16 protein-coding genes and 1 tRNA gene are annotated in these 18,976 nt (G+C 43.6%); 8 read left to right on the forward strand and 9 right to left on the reverse strand.

Annotated features, from left to right (window positions below; genetic code table 11):
* Positions 1 to 42: 42 nt before the first annotated feature.
* Positions 43 to 1,053: an isocitrate/isopropylmalate dehydrogenase family protein gene (locus JJ941_RS13050; RefSeq protein WP_290966030.1), complete on the forward strand. Its 1,011-nt coding sequence runs from the start codon at positions 43 to 45 to the stop codon at positions 1,051 to 1,053.
* A gap of 79 nt (positions 1,054 to 1,132) precedes the next feature.
* On the opposite strand, the gene JJ941_RS13055 is transcribed toward JJ941_RS13050, so the two are convergent.
* The gene (locus JJ941_RS13055; protein WP_290966031.1) at positions 1,133 to 1,462 is read right to left on the reverse strand and encodes a phage holin family protein; all 330 of its coding nucleotides are present in this window, start codon (positions 1,460 to 1,462) and stop codon (positions 1,133 to 1,135) included.
* A gap of 80 nt (positions 1,463 to 1,542) precedes the next feature.
* Between JJ941_RS13055 and JJ941_RS13060 the strand changes: the two genes are divergently transcribed.
* Positions 1,543 to 1,974 carry a GNAT family N-acetyltransferase gene (locus tag JJ941_RS13060; protein WP_290966034.1) on the forward strand — a complete coding sequence of 144 codons (432 nt, stop codon included), beginning with the start codon at positions 1,543 to 1,545 and terminating at the stop codon, positions 1,972 to 1,974.
* On the opposite strand, the gene JJ941_RS13065 is transcribed toward JJ941_RS13060, so the two are convergent.
* Both JJ941_RS13065 and glmS read right to left on the reverse strand, forming a co-directional pair.
* On the reverse strand, positions 1,966 to 2,313 hold the full coding sequence (locus JJ941_RS13065; protein WP_290966036.1) for an Hpt domain-containing protein: 348 nt from the start codon (positions 2,311 to 2,313) through the stop codon (positions 1,966 to 1,968). The two genes, JJ941_RS13060 and JJ941_RS13065, sit on opposite strands and share 9 nt — an antisense overlap.
* 407 nt (positions 2,314 to 2,720) lie before the next feature.
* Entirely contained in the window at positions 2,721 to 4,553 is a 1,833-nt protein-coding gene (glmS, locus tag JJ941_RS13070; RefSeq protein WP_290966039.1) for a glutamine--fructose-6-phosphate transaminase (isomerizing), read from the reverse strand.
* Between the two features lie 109 nt (positions 4,554 to 4,662).
* Between glmS and JJ941_RS13075 the strand changes: the two genes are divergently transcribed.
* Positions 4,663 to 5,856: a putative sugar nucleotidyl transferase gene (locus JJ941_RS13075; protein ID WP_290966042.1), complete on the forward strand. Its 1,194-nt coding sequence runs from the start codon at positions 4,663 to 4,665 to the stop codon at positions 5,854 to 5,856.
* On the opposite strand, the gene JJ941_RS13080 is transcribed toward JJ941_RS13075, so the two are convergent.
* The 6 genes from JJ941_RS13080 to JJ941_RS13105 all read right to left on the reverse strand — a co-directional run bounded on the left by JJ941_RS13080 (position 5,857) and on the right by JJ941_RS13105 (position 14,541).
* The gene (locus JJ941_RS13080) at positions 5,857 to 7,050 is read right to left on the reverse strand and encodes an NlpC/P60 family protein (RefSeq protein ID WP_290966044.1); all 1,194 of its coding nucleotides are present in this window, start codon (positions 7,048 to 7,050) and stop codon (positions 5,857 to 5,859) included.
* 23 nt (positions 7,051 to 7,073) lie between these two features.
* The gene (locus JJ941_RS13085; protein WP_290966046.1) at positions 7,074 to 8,456 is read right to left on the reverse strand and encodes a SusD/RagB family nutrient-binding outer membrane lipoprotein; all 1,383 of its coding nucleotides are present in this window, start codon (positions 8,454 to 8,456) and stop codon (positions 7,074 to 7,076) included.
* An 11-nt stretch (positions 8,457 to 8,467) separates the two neighbouring features.
* On the reverse strand, positions 8,468 to 11,932 hold the full coding sequence (locus tag JJ941_RS13090; protein WP_290966049.1) for a SusC/RagA family TonB-linked outer membrane protein: 3,465 nt from the start codon (positions 11,930 to 11,932) through the stop codon (positions 8,468 to 8,470).
* Between the two features lie 139 nt (positions 11,933 to 12,071).
* Positions 12,072 to 13,148, reverse strand: a complete 1,077-nt coding sequence (locus tag JJ941_RS13095; protein ID WP_290966052.1) for a FecR domain-containing protein — start codon at positions 13,146 to 13,148, stop codon at positions 12,072 to 12,074.
* A gap of 111 nt (positions 13,149 to 13,259) precedes the next feature.
* Entirely contained in the window at positions 13,260 to 13,772 is a 513-nt protein-coding gene (locus tag JJ941_RS13100) for a sigma-70 family RNA polymerase sigma factor (protein WP_255135274.1), read from the reverse strand.
* A 202-nt stretch (positions 13,773 to 13,974) separates the two neighbouring features.
* On the reverse strand, positions 13,975 to 14,541 hold the full coding sequence (locus JJ941_RS13105; RefSeq protein WP_290966056.1) for an NlpC/P60 family protein: 567 nt from the start codon (positions 14,539 to 14,541) through the stop codon (positions 13,975 to 13,977).
* A 94-nt stretch (positions 14,542 to 14,635) separates the two neighbouring features.
* Between JJ941_RS13105 and JJ941_RS13110 the strand changes: the two genes are divergently transcribed.
* The 5 genes from JJ941_RS13110 (at position 14,636) to JJ941_RS13130 (ending at position 18,810) form a co-directional block, all read left to right on the forward strand.
* Positions 14,636 to 15,358 carry a pyridoxine 5'-phosphate synthase gene (locus tag JJ941_RS13110; protein WP_290966060.1) on the forward strand — a complete coding sequence of 241 codons (723 nt, stop codon included), beginning with the start codon at positions 14,636 to 14,638 and terminating at the stop codon, positions 15,356 to 15,358.
* Between the two features lie 27 nt (positions 15,359 to 15,385).
* On the forward strand, positions 15,386 to 16,279 hold the full coding sequence (locus JJ941_RS13115) for a GntR family transcriptional regulator (protein WP_290966062.1): 894 nt from the start codon (positions 15,386 to 15,388) through the stop codon (positions 16,277 to 16,279).
* An 81-nt stretch (positions 16,280 to 16,360) separates the two neighbouring features.
* Positions 16,361 to 18,286, forward strand: coding sequence for an AAA domain-containing protein (locus tag JJ941_RS13120; RefSeq protein ID WP_290966065.1), 1,926 nt, complete (start codon positions 16,361 to 16,363; stop codon positions 18,284 to 18,286).
* A 130-nt stretch (positions 18,287 to 18,416) separates the two neighbouring features.
* Positions 18,417 to 18,488, forward strand: a tRNA-Gly gene (locus JJ941_RS13125).
* A 52-nt stretch (positions 18,489 to 18,540) separates the two neighbouring features.
* Complete coding sequence (locus JJ941_RS13130; RefSeq protein ID WP_290966067.1) at positions 18,541 to 18,810, forward strand: GIY-YIG nuclease family protein; 270 nt, start codon at positions 18,541 to 18,543, stop codon at positions 18,808 to 18,810.
* The last annotated feature ends 166 nt before the right edge of the window (positions 18,811 to 18,976 follow it).

The raw sequence follows: 18,976 nt of genomic DNA on the forward strand, positions 1-18,976 counted from the left end.
ATTTATGGTTCGAAAAATTTCAAGATAAAGACCGATCAATAAATGAAAAATGTTGTGCTAATCCCCGGTGATGGAATCGGGGCGGAGATCACTAATTCCGTAACTACTATTCTGAAAGAAGCAGGAGCTGAGATCAATTGGATTGAGTGCTCGGCAGGACTGAAAGCCTACGAAGAAACCGGAAATCCCCTTCCTGAAGAAACTATCGAAGCTCTGGATGAGCATCGGATATCACTGAAAGGACCCCTGACTACGCCCGTTGGATCAGGATTCAGGTCGGTGAATGTGGCACTTCGGCAAAAATTCAATTTGTATAGCAACATCCGGCCGGCTCGTACACTGCCAAGTATCGACAGCCCATTCCGGGGAGTGGATATGGTGCTCTTCCGGGAAAACACTCAGGGTTTATATATCGGCAAAGAGGAATGGATAGAAGAAGCAGATAACAAAAAGCATGCTGAAGCTATTGCGGTTGTAACAGAAGAAGCCAGTGAGAAAATTATCCGTGCGGCTTTTGAGTATGCCGTTAAGAATGAGCGAAAGAAAGTGACGCTGGTTCACAAAGCTAATATTTTAAAACTGACAACGGGTCTATTCCTTGAGGTTGGCAGAAAGATTGCTAAAGAATATAAAGACATCGAGTTTCAGGATCTGATTGTTGATAACATGGCCATGCAAATGGTTCTTCGTCCCCAGCAGTTTGATGTGGTAGTTACCACCAATCTGTTTGGAGATATTCTATCTGACCTGGCATCGGGACTGGTGGGTGGACTTGGAGTTACCGGAGCTGCTAATATCGGTGATGATGCTGCGATGTTTGAAGCTGTTCACGGTTCCGCTCCCGATATTGTTGGGAAGAACGTGGCCAACCCAATGGCGCTTTTGTTTTCTTCATTAATGATGCTGGAGCATATTGATCAAAAGCAGATTGCTGAAAACATTCGAAAAGCAGTTTATAAAACACTTGTAGAGAAGAAGGTGTATTGCACGCCGGATATTGGAGGTGAAGGTACTACTTCGACATTCACTCAGGCTGTGTGCGACAATATTTGATGAACGTTTAAATACAGTACACAAGAAAAGGCTGCCAGTAGGCAGCCTTTTTTATATCAGGTTGTTGGTAGGATTTGGTCTATCCAAAGAGCTTAAACAAAGCCCAGCTGATAATAGACATCACCAGCCCGAAAGCCAGCGCCCAGCCAAAGCTTTTAACTTTGAATCCTTCTACCATGGCATCCACCAGCATAATAAGGCCGGCGTTAATCACCCACACAAAGAGGCCGAATGTGAGAATAGTAATTGGTAAGCTCAGGATTAATAGAATCGGTTTCACAAATACATTTATAATCGCGAGCAGAGCGGCTACAAAAACAGCACTCCAAAAATTCTTAATTTCGACTCCTTTAAGTAAGCTTGCAGTGGCATAGATGGAAATACTGTTTAATAACCAGGCCCAAATCATAATGGTGGAATTTTGTTAAAAGTGGCCTTTCTGTACGAACCCGACTGCAAAATGGTTACATTTAACTAAAAATTGATTGGATGGAAACGATACATAAATCATTTGAAGAACTCAGCTCCGTTCAGCTGCAGGATATTTTCAGGCTCAGGCAAAACGTATTTATCATAGAGCAGCAATGTTTCTATGAGGATATTGATGGAGCTGATGCCAAAGCAGAACACCTGTTGATCTACGATGAAGAAAAGCTGGCGGCTTACCTGCGGATTTTTCCCTATGGAGTAAAGTATAAAAATGAAGCTAATATGGGTCGGATAGTCGTTGACCCGGAGTTCAGAGGTACTGGTTTAGGCGAAAGGCTTATCAAAAAGGGAATTGAGCTATGCGACAAAAAACCGATTCGGATTGAAGCTCAGGCAGCTTTAGAAAAATACTATAATGGCTTTGGCTTTAAGGCAGAAGGAGAAGTATATGTGGTAGATGAGATCGACCACCTGCAGATGGTATTAGCTTAGCTCTTGCTTTTTATTTTTAAGATCATCTACAACTTCCAGATATCCTTGCTCAAGTTGATCGATTAAACCCGGAATTGATTTAAGGTTGATTGTCTCTTTACCAAACTTTTCTAAATCCTGGGCTATTTCGTTTAAAGCGGTAAGACCTACATACAAAAACATAGGTTTCAATTTGTGCGATTCAGCCCCCAATTCCTTCCAGTGTTCTTCTTGGTGTGCTTTCTTGATCTTATCAATATGTTTGGGAGTCTCTGATAACATGAGGTCTATCATTTCCACCATCACCTCGTTGTCGCCCCCGGTAATATTCTCCAAATAACTCAGATCAATTTTCCCCATAAACCAATAGTCCTTTAAACTTTATGAAACAAATGTAGGTAACTTTTTATAAATAAAGTATTCAAATATGGGTAATATTTTTCTGGAAGAGGTTCCTGGAAACACAGAATATCCATGCCTTATAAAGTGAAGAAGAGAATAAATGTAAAGGTGGATCAGCCTGTAAATATTACAATGCCCACCAGCACAAGCACCACGATTTTAAATATAAAAGCCTTCCAGTTTCTCATTTTAGAATAATTACTAACCAAAGAGGAAATGGATTGAAAGCAATTATACGGTAAAAGTCAAGTTATCCACAGCTGCTTAAATAAAAATTTTTAAGAAATATTTATTTCAGGCTGCAAATTATGTGATTTTTTGTATGTGGATAATTCAACGATTGAGTTATCCACAAGACCAGTGCTTTACTCAACAGTTACACTTTTGGCCAGATTTCTGGGCTGATCTACATTACACCCACGATTAACGGCGATGTAGTAAGAAAGCAACTGAAGAGGGATCACCGTCAATAATGGAGAAAGCACATCCATGGTTTCAGGAACTATGGATTTAAACTCGGCAAGTTTTTCTACTTCTTCATTTCCGGGATTTGTGATAGCAATTATTCTTCCCTTTCGCGCTCTCACTTCCTCAATGTTGCTGATCATTTTGTCGTTGGTGTGTTGGGTTGCAGCGATCACCACCACCGGCATCATTTCATCAATCAGCGCAATGGGGCCGTGCTTCATTTCGGCAGCCGGGTATCCTTCAGCGTGAATGTATGAGATCTCCTTGAGCTTTAATGCACCTTCAAGGGCAACAGGGAAGCTGTAAGAACGACCTAAGTACAAGAAATTGGGAGCATATGAAAAGAGATTCGAAATTTCCTTGATCTCATCGGTAGATTCTAAAATCTCTTCTATTTTGGCGGGGATCTGTGCTAACTCGCCAATCAGTTTTTTAGCTTCTTTTTTGTTAATGGTCTTTTTATACAGTCCCAGTTTAATTGCCATCATGGTGAGAACTGTAACCTGTGCAGTGAATGCCTTAGTGGATGCAACCCCAATCTCAGGTCCTGCATGAATATACACGCCGGCATCGGTTTCCCTGGCTATGGTAGATCCAACAACATTAACCACACCCAGAACCAATGCCCCTCGTGATTTTGCCTCCCGCAGTGCGGCAAGAGTATCGGCAGTTTCACCACTTTGGGAAATTACGATCATTACATCGCCTTCCCCAATAAGCTGTTCTTTGTATCGAAACTCGGAAGCATATTCTACTTCCACCGGAACTTTGGCCAGATATTCAAACAAATACTCGCCCACTAATCCAGAATGCCAGCTGGTACCACAAGCTGCAATAATAATTCTTCTGGCGTTTACCAGCTGATCCATAATTCCTTCGATGCCGCCGAGGGTGACTGTACCTTCTTCAGCATTAATTCTACCTCTCAGGCAATCGGAAAGTGCTTTGGGTTGCTCAAAAATTTCCTTGAGCATGAAATGGTCATACCCGCCTTTCTCAATTTCTTCAAGACTTAAAGCGAGTTCGTGAATTTCCTTGGAAAGCTCTATCTGGTCGGCGGATTCTACTGTGTAGTCATCCTTCCTGATGACTGCGATTTCACCGTCATCCAGGTAAATAACCTTATCGGTATAAGCAGCTACGGCGGATGCATCGGACGCGATTAACATTTCACCTTCCCCAACACCAAGTAAGAGTGGGGAGCCCTTACGTGCCACTACTATTTGATCCGGGAAATCTGAATGAACAAGGGCGATTCCATACGTACCATTCACCTGATGTAGTGCTAATTGAACAGCCTTCTTCAGATCCGAAGCATCTTTTTCGAGAAAGCTTTCGATCAACTTGGTAAGTACTTCGGTATCAGTTTCCGAATAAAAGGTGTATCCCTGATCGCTTAATTTCTTTTTCAGGGTGTTATAATTCTCGATGATGCCGTTATGAACAAGAGCCAGCTTGCCGTTTTGCCCGGTATGAGGGTGTGAATTGATATCATTAGGTTCGCCATGGGTAGCCCACCGGGTATGGCCAATTCCTACGGTTCCATTCTCCGATGAGGTGATCATTTTCTCAAGAGAAGCAACTTTCCCTTTCCCTTTTTTGATCTTCAGCTCTCCGTTTATGATGGCTAATCCGGCAGAGTCATATCCCCTGTATTCGAGTCTCTTGAGCCCGTCGATAATAATTTTGCTGGCTTGTTGATCGCCAATGTACCCTACAATTCCACACATACAGTTTTAACTATTAAAAATTTTTTTTGGCTTATTTAATCCTTAAATATAATGCGAAGTTTAAAGAATGACGATTATAATTTCTTACCAATAAACACTGCTTTTATATATGGGGATTTGTTTTTTTAATGATGATCAGGTTAAAAGGTTCCAGCCACTCACCTTAACACGGCCAATGGATGACCTGAGGGTGGGCATACTTACAATTCGGAAGAAATGGATTAAGTCGCTCGAAAACAGTGAGTTTAGTCGGTTATTGCCGGATTATTTGAATGGCGTTTTTGAAAGAGGAAAGGTAGAAGGGAATGAGGAGGTACTCTGGCTCAACTCAAGAATGTTGCCCTCCCAAAGTTTCCTCGGTGCGTTGAAGGCTCTTCAAGAAGGACAAAAACTGGTGTTCAAAGGAGTAACGGTTGCTGCTAAGGTGGATGCTAAGTCCTCGGCGAAAATGTTTAGTGAAAACAGCTTTAACGACGCTGGCTTGGATACTATTGAGGTAAAAGAAGTTATTCACCTCGAGCATTTGTGGGATTTACTCTCGCTGAATTCTTATGAAATTGAAAAAGACATTCAGCTTTTGGGGTTGAAGTCAATTTCAGAAGAGAAAGAGGAGGTTCCTGAATCCGTTTATCATCCCAAAAATACATTTATAGGAAAAGATGTCCATATAGAACCGGGATGTATTTTTATAGCTGAAAAAGGGCCGGTAGTCATTCGTGATGGCGCTACTATAGAAGCCGGCAGTATTCTCAGAGGACCCGTTGTAGTTGGTGAAGGAGCAACGGTAAAAATGGCAGCGCGAATTTATGATGGAACCACTATTGGTCCGGTCTGCAAAGTGGGAGGAGAAGTCGCCGGATGTATTTTTCATTCTTACTCAAACAAAGCCCATGATGGATTTGCCGGGAATTCCATATTCGGGCAATGGGTGAACCTCGGAGCTAATACCATTACCTCAAATCTTAAGAACGACTATAAAAACATCGATGTAACCGACTGGATTACGAAGGATCTTATCCAAACGGGCCGGCAGTTTCTTGGAACGGTGATGGCTGATCATTCCAAAACAGCCATTAATACTATGCTTAATACGGGGACCATTTGTGGGGTAAGTTCAAATGTGTTTATTGATGAACTTTCCCCAAAAGTAATTGACTCATTTACCTGGCTTGGTCCAAGGGGGCCTGCTATTTATCGGTTTGAAAAGGCAATCGAAGTGATGCAGGCCATGATGAAACGTCGCGATGTTGAACTAACCGACGACTACAAGCGGATGATGAAGCATATATTTACTTCCCGCTAACTATGGCAGGTTTATTTCATCATACATGGCTTTGGTCCGGATGATGTTTCCTTCCATATTTCCAAGATATCGGCGGGATTCGAGGTATCGGCCGGTATTGTAGGCATCATAGTTGGAGGCGGTAGAATCCACACTGCTGATTCGCACCTGCCTTGAGGAATGTATAAACTGATTGTCGCCAATCCACATCCCAACATGTACTACTCTGCGGCTTCTGTTTTCGGTAGCAGGGCTGCCAAAAAACAATAAATCGCCTGGCTGCAGTTGGTCCCAGTTTTTCTCTTCGTCTACTTTCACTCCTGCGTGTACCTGCTGAGAGGCGTCTCGTGGAATAATCATGCCATTCATGAGGTATATAGTTTTAGTAAAACCACTACAATCCACGCCTTTAGTGGAGGTTCCTCCCCACAGATACGGGATGCCCATCATACTTCTGGCAGTTTGAACTAACGACTCTCGGGTAGCTTCCAGATCTTCGGTCCACTCAGAGAATGGAGTGGCTTCACTTTTCGGGATAAAGCCCTCACGTCCATCGGGGTATGAAATTCGATAATAACTTCCATTTGAACTTTCCAGCTTCAGAATGTTTCCGGCAGCCAGGTCACTTATTTTCTCCGAACTTTTAGAGGGGGAGGAGTAAGCAAATCCATAGGTATCCACGTAAATGAGCTTTTCAGCTGATTTCCATTCAAGATACTCGGACTTATTCATTCTATGCATACCGCCACTGTCTATCCAGGATAAATAATCTTCCGGTGTGCGAACGTAATACCATCCGCCATCTTTTTTCAGAACCTGAAGGGGCATTCCCAGTAAAGCCTGCGTAGCAAGCTGAGCTGAATGTCTCGGTTCGGATCTTATATTAGACACAGAATTATTGACTATGCCATAAATTTTATCCCCCAATTCAGCAGAAGGCAATACTTTAATGCTGTCTATATAGGAGATGTTAGCTTTTGCAAGGGAATCGAGCAGTGCTTGCTTAGCTTCAGCATTTGTCGTTTCTCCGGTCAGGAGAAAGGGACTTGCTCCTGAAGCCTGCACATTAAATTGATCCACTCTTGAATCAGGAACAAATGAATTTTCCACCTGGTCTATTAATCCCCGGAGGGTCTGTTGCCGGGGCCCGCTACAAGCTCCCAACAACAGAATTAAAACCAAAGCCAGTTTTAATGGATGTACTAAGTATTTCATAGATTTTGTTGACGAATTTTGCATTAATCTTGATCCCACCATAGCCTGCCATAGATAGAATTCTCTCCACCAAACTGACGCTGGATAGCCTCTTCATAATTCTCGGTGTTGTTGAGGGCTTCATCAGAGGTGTAACTCTGCCTTAAGGGGACGGCGTTACCATTTGGTTGCACCAGGTTGTCCGGGTAACCGGTTCGACGCCATTCAGCCCAGGCCTGATATCCATGCATAAACAAATGAATGTACCGCTGGGTTGAAATTTGTTCAACAGCGTTGCCCGGATCAAAGGTAATATCGGGTTGAGCCAAATAGGCTGTGGCCTGGCTGGCATCTCCGGTCCATTGGGCGATTGAGTTTTCGATGGCATCGTTATAGTTGGTTGCGGGGTCTTCGGTAGTCCAGTTTAAGGCTGCAGCCTCTGCGCGTGCAAATAGAACTTCCGCATAGGTTACCAAGTAAACGGGTGCATCCTGAGCATAAATGTCAGAGCCTAACAGAGAAAAGTCTTCAGTTCCAATGCTATCTTCTTCTCCAAACTGAAGCCCTGCATATCCGCCTCCATTTCTCACTTCATTACCGTAAACAGGCAGGCGGGGGTCATTATAAGGATTCATTAAATCAACAAGGCTAACTGTTAAAGCCCACCACTCCCGGATCGGAGGATCTACAATCTGTCCATACCAGTAGTTTTGATTATTCGCATCAGCTAAATGCTGAAACAGAAAGTTGTCCTCATTGGAGGTGAAAACACCATCATTCAACGCATCATTAAATTCAGTTTCTGCTAATGATGCGTTAACCTCTGATAGCCGCAGGGCCATCAGCAAGCGCAGGGAATTGCTGAATTTCACCCATTTCCCCATATCACCTTCGTAAATGATGTCATTGCTCAGGCTTCCGGATTCATCAATTTGATCGGCTGCTGCTTTAAGTTCAGCAAACAGATCTTCATAGATGGATTCCTGAGTGTCATAAACGGGGGTGAATTCTTCGGTACCCTGCAAGGCCTCAGAATAGGGAATATCTCCCCAGCGGTCAGTTACGTTCCAGAAAATGTAAGCTTTCAGGATTCTGGCAACGGCTTTTTGGTTTTCGGTGGTAGCTACCTCTTCTGCGGTTTTAAGGTTAACCAGTGGCCCTTGGTACCATCCGTAAAAGCTGGTTCCGCCTTCAGGATATAAAGATGCGTCCACATATTGCGTTTCGGCCAAATACTGGGCCATGTATTGCGCGTTGGGTGATGAACTCAAACCCGGCAGCGAGAGCATTGCGTTTGCTATAAGCTGAGGTGCTGCCGCATCACTGGGCTGGTTTGGATTATTATTTATGTTGTTGAATTCGACGAGATCGCAACTGCTGAAAATCGCAAATGCAATCAGTGTAATAGGTATGAATAATTTTTTCATGGTTCTCTGATTTAAAAGGTTAGTTTTACATTCAAGCCATAAGAACGGACGGTATTTAACTGTCCGGATTCGTACCAGGTAATGTCCTGGCTGCCTGATGACAACTCTGAAGGATCGAGACCCTGAGGTGCTTTTTGCCAAATCATAAGCGGGTTATTTGCAAACACGGCTACATTAATCGATTTCACAGGGATTCTGGACATAACCTTGTCCCCAAATGAATAACCGAGTTTAACCTCGCTTAGCTTGATGTAGGAAGCGTCAATTACCCAGTCCTCATATACTTCATCACCAATAAGGTCGAAGTAGTCGTGGGCATCTACATAGGCTGTAACTTCCTGTCCTGTTGAAGCAGAGATACCTTGTACTTTCACGCCGCCACCTTCACTGACGGGATCACGCACGTTGTTTCCTTTATCGTTTTTAGCTGCAGTCTGGCTGTGTAAACCTGTTCGGGTTGCAAGCATTTCTGACCGGCTGAAAAATTGTCCGCCTACCTGGAAACTGATCATAGTGGACAGACTAAAGTTTTTGTAGAAGAATAAATTCTGAAACCCACCGGTAAAATCAGGCAGTACAGACCCAAAATTGTGGGTAGCATCTGTCCAGAGTGGGAGGTTATCATCATCAAGAAGGATCATTCCCGTTTCAGAATCACGCTGGTAGGCACGCCCAACCAGGCTTCCGTAGGTTTTGCCTTCATAGGAATTCAGGTAACTGGCTGTTGAAGAGTACACCGTGGAACCATGATTATATAAATCGATGTCGGGGTGTAATTTCACAACTTCATTGGTATTGCGGCTCAGGTTAAAGGTGGAATTCCAGACAAAATCTCTTTGCTGAATGGGAGTACCGTTTAAGCTGACCTCAATCCCTTTATTCTCGATAAGTCCGGCGTTGATAATAGCCGATCCATACCCGGTTGTTCCAGATATGTTAAGTGGGATAATTTGGTTCTTGTTCTGTTGCAGGTAATAGGTAAAGTTCATTCCTACACGATCAAAGAACCGGATGTCGAAACCTGCCTCGTACGATGTAGAGAACGACGGTTTTATGTCCGGATTATTAATATTAGACGGTACATCCAAGGTATTCTGTCCATCATAAACACTGCCCACATTATAGACGGGGGTTGTCAGATAAGGACTTAAATCGGAACCGGCTTGTGCAAAGCTGGCACGGAGTTTTCCAAATGAAAGTGCCTCCAGGTCTAATAACTCACTAAATACAAAACTACCTGAGACGGAAGGGTACAGGTATGAATTGTTGTCTTTAGGAAGGGTTGAAGATTTGTCGGATCTCAGACTTAAATCAAGGAAATAGGTATCTGAGAAGCCGAGCGAAACCAAGCCGTAGGCACTTACAATTTTCTTTTGCTCCAGGTAATTAAACACATTCGGTCGATCAACCGAAGCGTTGATGTTAAAATAACCCGGTGACGTAAGTCCACCCACTGTTGATTGGGAGATGTAAGAGTAATTACGATCGTATAAGTTGGTTCCAAGCGTGGCATCCAGGGATACATTTGCCCAGCTTTTTTGGTACTGAGCCGATAACTCGTAATTCATCTCCTTGTTTTCGTACTTACCAACCGAATATCCGGGGGTAGAAGTGCCACCAAAATCGGTTTTTCCTTCAATATTCTGGATATAAATATCTCCCCGGATGTTAGCACTTACAACGAGATTGGGCATGGCTTCAAAGTGAGCGCCTACATTACCAAATACCCGGTCGCGGCTATCGGTGCTTGTATTTTCATAAGCTTCGAAGTATGGATTGGCCCAGTATAAAGGGGATTTATTGGTGATTTCTCCGGTCGAAGAACTTGGAGATCTCATATTCCAGTGCATAACCGTTCCATCGGGATATCTGTAATCTTTCAGCCTTCCCATATCAAGGTTTCTTTGAAACCATTGCCGGAAGTACCGAGACCCAAACTGAGAGCCCTGTGGAGGCCGGCGGGCTTCGTTGGTAGCGTAGTTGATATTTGCAGAAAAATCCCATTTGTCGCTGGCCTCAATATTGGCGCTTAACCCCAGGTTATTTCTGTTTAAATACGTATTGGGATAGACACCGGTGATCTTGGTATCGTTGAAGCTGAGCCTGAAATTTGTGCGCTCTTCTCCACCGGAAATGGTAACGCCATTGTCGGCGGTATAACCGGTTTCAAAAAAGTTTTGAATGTTATTGGGGTGAGCATCGAAAGGGGTAAGCTGTCCGTATTGCGGATCCTGTGGATAGAAACTGAAATATTCACGAACCAGAGTCCCATCCATTTTTGGTCCCCAGCTCTCATCCACATTAACCTGAACATACTTGTCGCCATTAGGCAATGTTCTCCATGTTTGAGACGAGCCGCCACCATACTTGTTCTGGTAACGCATAAAGTTGCCGGCTTGCTGGAAAGAAAGGTTTGAGTTGATCTGAACCTCAATACCTCCGGCTTCATTACCCTTATTGGTTGTAATCATGATGACTCCATACTGCCCTCTGATTCCATACAAAGAAGAGGCAGCCGGGCCTTTTAACACATTCACGGACTGTATGTCGTCCGGGTTGATATCCTGAGCAATGTTACCATAATCTTCACCGGCACTTCCGGCAAAATTGGCGTTCGAAATAGGCGTGCCGTCAATTACGATAAGTGGCTGTCCTTCACCATTTATTGAGTTCACTCCGCGTATTTTAATTGACTGCGTTCCGCCAAGGCTGGCTCCGGATGATCCCGTTACCTGCACACCAGCTATTTTACCTGCAAGAGATCCGATAACATTATTCTCATTGGAGTAGGTCAGGTCTTCTCCATTCACCTGCTGGGTGGCATAACCTATAGAACGTTCGGAGCGGTTAATGCCAAGTGCAGTTACTAATAGATCCTGACTTAAAGGAACCACCACCAGTGTCACATCGATTTGTGTATTTCCATTAATGGGTACTTCCTGCGTTTCATATCCTACAAATGAAAAAAGAAGGGTGTCTTGCAGGGAAGGGGCATCGAGCTCATAATTCCCATTGGGGCCGGTGGAAGTACCAATGGTTGTTCCCTTAACCCGGATGTTTACACCCGGCAAAGGTTCATTGGTTTCTGCATCTGTTACCGTACCCGAGATGGTTTCCGGTAAGGGGCTTTGGTCAGCTGACCGTTCCTCCTCAGGCAACTGTACAGCCAGGGTGTTGTCGGTTTGCCGAAACCGTAATCCTGTTTGCCTGGTTACAGTCATTAGAACTTCTTCTACCGTTGCCGTCATTCTCGGAACGGTTATGCGTTTGTTGCTCGACTCAATTACAGTCGTTTCATAAAGAAATTTAAAAGCTGTTTGCTGCTCTATTTCTTTAAAAACTTGCTGAATCGTTGCCCGCTCAAATTCAACGGTTACATCTACTTCACTAACACTTTGAGCCGAAGTTGTTCCGGCCATCAATGCTGTTGCGGTTATGAAACTGAATATAAATCCCCAAATAGTACAGAAAGACATATAAAGGATTGTTCTGAAGGTTATTATTTTCATAGATTACCAATGTTAATGGGCATAAGATGCCTGTTAAAATTAGAGGTCCGTTTTAATCCGATGCGCGAACATGAGTGATTAATTCGGGCCTTTTTTTGTATAAATCCTACTCGGCAGCTTGTATCGTCACAACCTGCTCTTCAATGGTGTATTCTATTCCTAAAATAAATTGAATAGACTGTAATACTCGTTCAAGGCTCATATTCTTATGTTCTCCTTTGAGCTTAGCATCCTGAAGCTGTTCGCCTTGTAAAATTATATCTACTCCGTACCACCTCTCCAGCATTTTAGCTACTTCAGAAAAAGGCTTATCATTAAAAATCAAAACCTGGTCTTTCCAGGCAATCTGTTCCCAGATATTTCCTTCACCTTGTTCAAAAAATTCTCCGCTTTGGTGATAGGTGGCCCACTGGTTTTCCCCAAGAATAATGGGTTGTTCGGGTGCACTACCTTCATTTTCATTTGGCTTGCCGGAAACCCCCACCTTACCTTCAATTACAGTGACTTGAATTTTCTCATCGTTACTGTAGGCCTTAATGTTAAAAGACGTGCCTAAAACCCGTGTTGTGGTATTTCCCACATGCACGATGAAAGGGCGGTTTTTGTCCGGGGCGATATCAAAAAAGGCTTCTCCTTCCAGGTAAACCTCTCTTGTTTGCGGGCTAAACTGTTCAGGGTAGCGGAGGGTGCTGCCGCCATTCAATGTAATTACCGAGCCGTCATTAAACCGGAAAGTGGAGGTTTGCCCATAAGATAGCTGCCGTTCATGTAATTCTGCAAAGTGGGATGCTTTGGAGGAATTGGAGGACTTACTTATCTGAAATGTGAAAACGAGGGCGATGGATACCACAGCAACCAACGCAAGACTCTTAACAACCAAAGATGTTTTTTGAAAGCTGGTAGAAGTAGTCTCCTGCTGTTCTTTTACTTTAGTAGGGGCTGATTTGGAAAAATAACGGGCAGCTATTAAATCTGATTCAACTTGCCGAAATAATTTTTTCTTGGATTGCTCTTTATTGATCGGAGTATGGCTGGCTTTGTTTAGTTTTTCTAAAACCTGCTCTAAAACCTCAACATTACCGGGAGACTGGGCCAACCATTGCTCAACGAAATCAAGCTCTTTTGGAGTACATATCCCCAAAAGGTAATTCACTAATAACTGATCTTCCGGTGCTTTTCTCATAGGATTTAATTGTTGCCTTTATTACTAATATCCAAAAATCAGGGGCTACCCTTATTTAAAATTTATATTCTAATAAAAGGGCCTCTTGAGCGCGTTGTGGCGGGAATATTTTTACAGGTACCGGAAATCTTTCAGTTCTTCCCGGAGAATTTTGAGCGCATGACTGATCTGCCCTTCCACTGTTTTAGGGGAAATATTCATCGTCTTGGCAATCTCCTTATAGTTCAGCCCTTCCTCTCGGCTGAGTAAATAGGCTTGTTGAGCACGTTCAGGTATTTTGGAGAGTGCAGTTTGGTAGGCGTCATCAAAATTGGGAGGATTGATTACGGGCTCTTTGGGCGGATGGGTTTTGGTCAAATCAAGGATGTGATTCTGAAGCCAGCTGTCGTATTTCTTCTGATTTCGCAGCTGCTTAAGGGCGTGGTTTCGTGCCGTTTTTATGATGTATCCCTTTACCGACGGGTGGTCGGGGTCGATATTATCCCGGGCTTCCCAGATTTTAAGAAAAACTTCCTGGGTCCAGTCTTCCAACTCTCTTGGGCACGATGTGTAATATGATAAGAAGGAAACAATATCATCGAAATATTGCTCAAAAAAGAGTTCAAACTTTTTCCTTCCTAACATGCTTGATCTGTAACCTTATGAGGGCTATGGCTTTATAATTTTATCTGATTTAAAATGTGAAATCAGGTCTAAAAATCATAATAATAATTTAATGGGGATAGCGCAGCTGATATGATGTAAACGAAAGTTAATTTATTACATCGGCGTGGGTTTAATCAGAAAAGATTTATTGTTTCGGAGAGCAATCTTTTAGGAGAGGCTTTTAAAAAATCCTTTTCGTAGTTATATAAGTTTCCCTCCAGTAAGGATGATCCAACCCGGAAACTTTCACCCCATTCGTTGTTGATGCATGCAGAAATTCATCCCGGTTAATCATTACTCCTACGTGATAGGTTGTTCTCCCGGTTTTGAAAAAGACCAAATCCCCCGTTAGAACCTGTGATTTTTTCACTTCTTTGCCGGCCTGCAATTGCTCGCGGGTGGTTCGGGGTATCTGCATCCCAAAATAATCTTCAAACACTACCTGCATGAAAGCAGAGCAATCGATTCCATCGTAGCCTGAACCTCCTAACAGATATGGGGTTCCTTTCCAGTCGTTGTAGGCGAGCTCTAAAAATTCCTGCTTCTCCTGAACGGAGGGCGGCATGGAAGATTCAACAAAGGTGCCGGACTCTTTACCGGATCTTGTGTCATTTTCGTCAGCGTCAGAAGGAGAGGAAGCCGATGGATTTTTTGGTGAGTTCTCTTCCCAAGGAATAGTGCCCCTTTCTACCGTTCCACAACCCGCAAACAGAAATAAAGCCAAACCAATAAGTGTACCCTTTGTCATAGCCGGATGATTTTTATTCTCGTCTGTAAATATAATGGGATATGCTTACTTTTAAATATCGAATTCTGATTTTCAGAAAACCAATCACAACACAATGAATCTATTAGTCAATATTGATCATGTAGCTACTCTTCGGAATGCGCGGGGTGAAGGATATCCCGACCCTATTGAAGCAGCAGAGGTTTGTGAAAAAGCAGGCGCTTCGGGCATCGTATTTCATTTAAGGGGAGACCGACGCCATATTCGGGATGAAGATGTTTACCGGTTGAAAGAATCAGTTCGCGGCACCCTGGATTTTGAAATGGCTGCCTCAGATGAAATGATTGATATCTGCACTGACATTGCACCTCATTTATGTACTCTTGTGCCGGAAGGAAGGGAAGAGCTGACTACCGAAGGCGGATTGAAAATGAAATCGGTATTCGATGATTACAAAAACCGGGTATTCCCAAAGCTGAAAGAAACGAACATTGAAATCAGCCTTTTTCTGGATCCCAATCCCGAGGATATTGAATTGGCAGCAGAACTGGGAGCTGATGCCATCGAATTACATACCGGAACTTTTGCCAATGCGGATCCTCAAAAACGCAGGCACGAACTTACAAGGTTGAGAAAAGGTGCCAAGCTGATAAACGAGTTAGGAATGAAAGTAAACGCCGGACATGGCTTGAACCTTGACAACCTACCTGATTTACTGGAAACGGTACCGCATTTGCATGATGTAAGCATTGGTCACGCACTGATCAGTAAATCCGTTTATTGGGGGTTGGAAAAAACCGTGAAGGCGTATTTAGAGATTATGGAGGATTATGCCTGAACGTACCCCATGGTGTAATTCTGCAATTTGAAAACCTCTGCCAAACATATCGCCGATCGTATCCGGTTGATGATTGCCACCAAGCAGTTTCAGGTGGGAGAAATGCTACCTTCAACCCGGGAACTCGGGCAACAGCTGGAAGCCAGTTTTCATACCGTAAGAAAGGCCTATCACATACTTGAAGAAGAAGGGCTGATACTGGGAGAGCAGGGACGCGGATTCACCGTAAAAAATCAAACAACCCTGCTGGATAAATCTGCACGGCTGGAAGTAGGGGGAGAAAAGATTCAGGCTCTGGTAGAGGAGCTTGTGGGATATGGACTGGATGAATCAGAGATAGAATTACTTTTCCAGGAACAGCTGGGTTTTATGGAATGGCCCGATCGCATTCAAACCTGTGCAAGTGTGGGAGAGAACCATGAGCTGGGTAAAATGCTTTCGGACGCAATCAAAAAACAGGTAGGCGTTAAAAGTCAGGTTATTGATGTGGATGAATATGAGAGTGCGGCAAAATATGATGCTTTATTTGTGCCCATTCACCTGATGAGCAATTTCAGAAGTCTCCGGGAAAGCCTGCTCATAATCCCCATTGTGTATGATTATGACCCTGATATTTTACTCTCCATGGTTGACCGTGCGGCAATTGCAACGATCGGCTTGGTGACGGGCAGCGAGGAGACCATACCCAAGATTATTGATGAACTGAAACGGTCGATTCATTTTGAAGGCTCGTTTGTCGCAGGAACCATCTATGGAAAATCTTTACCGCTTTTTGTTCGCGAATCAGACCTTATCTTATACACCCCTGAAAGTGCCCGGCTGGTGGAACAGAAAGTGCCGGAGCGAAGCCGGTTGCGGCTCGAATATTTGTTGTCTGAAAAAAGCTCCGAAATGATTCGGGCTGAACTCTGGGATCAATAGGAAATTTTAAATTTGAAATGCTAAATGTTGAATTACATGTGGTACTAATTCAACATTTAGCATTTAACATTCATCATTACATTGATAAAAAAAGTTATTACACAGGCTCTGGAAGCCATTGCCAAAGAAATTGAAGCCGTTCGGGAAACCCCATCTACCGATGTGCTGATGAACGGCGAACTCGAAAAGATTTCAGGAGAGTATATCTATACGTTTGAGTCTCAAAACCAGGGGCTTAAGTTCGCTGAAGAAATCCGGGCCAAAATGGATGGGAAAGAATTCAAGGTTCACGCCGTAGAATTTAAAGACAAAAAAGTGCGACTTGAGTTCCCCGAAAATAAAGGGTCAAAAGTTGATGAGGTGTATCTGGAGTGGGAGAATGATTACGTGCTCAAAAAAATGCAGGAGCACCTGTTTACCCTGCAGGAAAAATCAAAAGAAATCCCTCAGCTTAGAGCGCTCCTAAAACCGGAAAAGAATTTCAAAGAAAACACGGAAAGCCCGGAGCCGGTTTTTGATGACCTTCGCAACCCTTCTCAAAAAGAAGCTATAGAAAAATCGCTCAAGAACAATATTCTGTATGTGTGGGGCCCACCCGGAACAGGGAAAACAGCAACATTGGGCTTCATCATAGCCAATTTATTGAAGGAGGGGAAACGGGTGCTTTTTGTCTCTAACACTAACCGGGCAGTGGATGTAGGGTTGTTAAGCGTGATTGACGCCCTCTATGAAATTGATCCGGGGTTTAGTCTACAAAATACGACCCGATTCGGGGAAGCCGCACTGGATGATCCCCGGCTGGAAGACATCCTGTTTGAACATCAGGTAAAAACAAAACTGGACAGTCGAAAAGCCGATGCCGTTCAGCTGAGTAATACGCTCAGTAAGTATCAGTCGCTACAGGAAAAGATTGACGACATGATGCGCAACGGGGAAGAGGTTCCGGAAAAACTGGATTTAGAGTGTCAGCTGGCTGGTAACAAGATAGATGAACACGGGGGAGTAGAAGAGCTGGAAGACAAAATTGACCGGCTTATGAACCTGAATGAGCGCTATGAGCTGAAAAAGAAGCAGCTGGTGGCAACCACGATGGCCAAAGTGTGTACCTCTGAGTTGTTTTATGGTATCAGCTACGATGCCGTTGTTGTTGATGAAGGTTCGATGGCAGGGATTCCATATCTGTTGTTGATGGCTGCTAAAAGTAAGAATCACCTGATTATTGCCGGCGACCCGATGCAGCTTCCACCCATCGCGATTACCAACGACGGGGAAGCCCGTGAGTTTCTGGAGCAGGACATTTTTACCTATGTATCAAAATCAGATACCACGGAAGCGTTGTTTAATTGGCACGATGAGAACCCTGAATTCACCTGCTTTTTCGATGTTCAATATAGACTGAAAGACGATTTAGCAGGGGTGATTAGTTCTGTTTTTTATGAGGGCCGGCTGAAGTCGGATACAACTGAAGAAGAGATGAAATCCTTGCCGGATACAACCGGTTCGGTGGCGTTGGTAGATACCGCAAAGTACAATCCGTATCTGGAACAGGAAACCGGAGAACGAGGCTTCAAGCCAATCAATGAAGTTCACCATAAACTGATTGAAGAAAGCCTGAAGCGCCTTACCCGAAATTATGCCCCGGAGAACATCGGGGTTATAGTTCCATTCAGAAACAGCGTATATAAAGTTCGGAATCACCTTTGGGAATCCGGATTTAAAGACATTGAAGTGGGCACTATTCACACCTTTCAGGGGAGGGAAAAGTCAGTCATAATATTTGATACGGTGATGAGCGGTGAATGGCAGAATGGGAGCATGCGGCATTATTCCGTGCGGCCGTTTGACGAAGCCAAAAACGGGCTCAGTGTGCCCCGTTTGCTGAACGTAGCTTTTTCCCGCAGCAAAGAGTTATTGGTCATCATAGCGGATATGCAGCATGTGGAACGAGTATATGGAAAGAAATTTCTGGGACGCTTGTTGCATTCAGTGAAGCAAATCTCTATTTAGGTGACACAGATCACCGTTGAATCGCAGATATTCGAAAAAATTCAGCATTGATTTAAAAAAAGGTTGAATTGTAGTTCCTAACACTCTTATATTTGGTGCTCTCTGAGAAGAGAAAAATTTATTGATATAAGCGGGAATAGCTCAGTGGTAGAGCATCTCGTTGCCAACGAGAAGGTCGCGAGTTCGAATCTCGTTTCCCGCTCAAAAAGGCAGTTAAGGAAACTTAGCTGCCTTTTTTGTTTTATAGAGAGAACATGCACCAGACTTATATCATATATAGTGAAAACAGGGACCGGTACTACGTCGGGTCGACTTCAGTTGGGGTCGCCCAAAGAGTAGAGCGCCACAATGTCGGCTGGTCACGATCCACTAAATCGGGGATTCCGTGGGTGATTAAATATGTGGAGACTTTTGCGAGTAAATCAGAAGCCTTAGCAAAGGAACGGCATATCAAGAAACAGAAAAGTCGAAGTTATATTGAAGCGTTGATCGATTCAGATTCAAACGAGTGGAATGAAGAATAAGAAATAATTTAGGCCAACGAGAAGGTCGTCCCGAGCATTCGGGAAATCTCGTTTCCCGCTCAAAAGGCAGTTAAGGAAACTTAGCTGCCTTTTTTGTTTTATAGAGAGAACATGCACCAGACTTATATCATATATAGTGAAAACAGGGACCGGTACTACGTCGGGT

The organism is Gracilimonas sp., assembly GCF_017641085.1.
Classification (GTDB): domain Bacteria; phylum Bacteroidota; class Rhodothermia; order Balneolales; family Balneolaceae; genus Gracilimonas.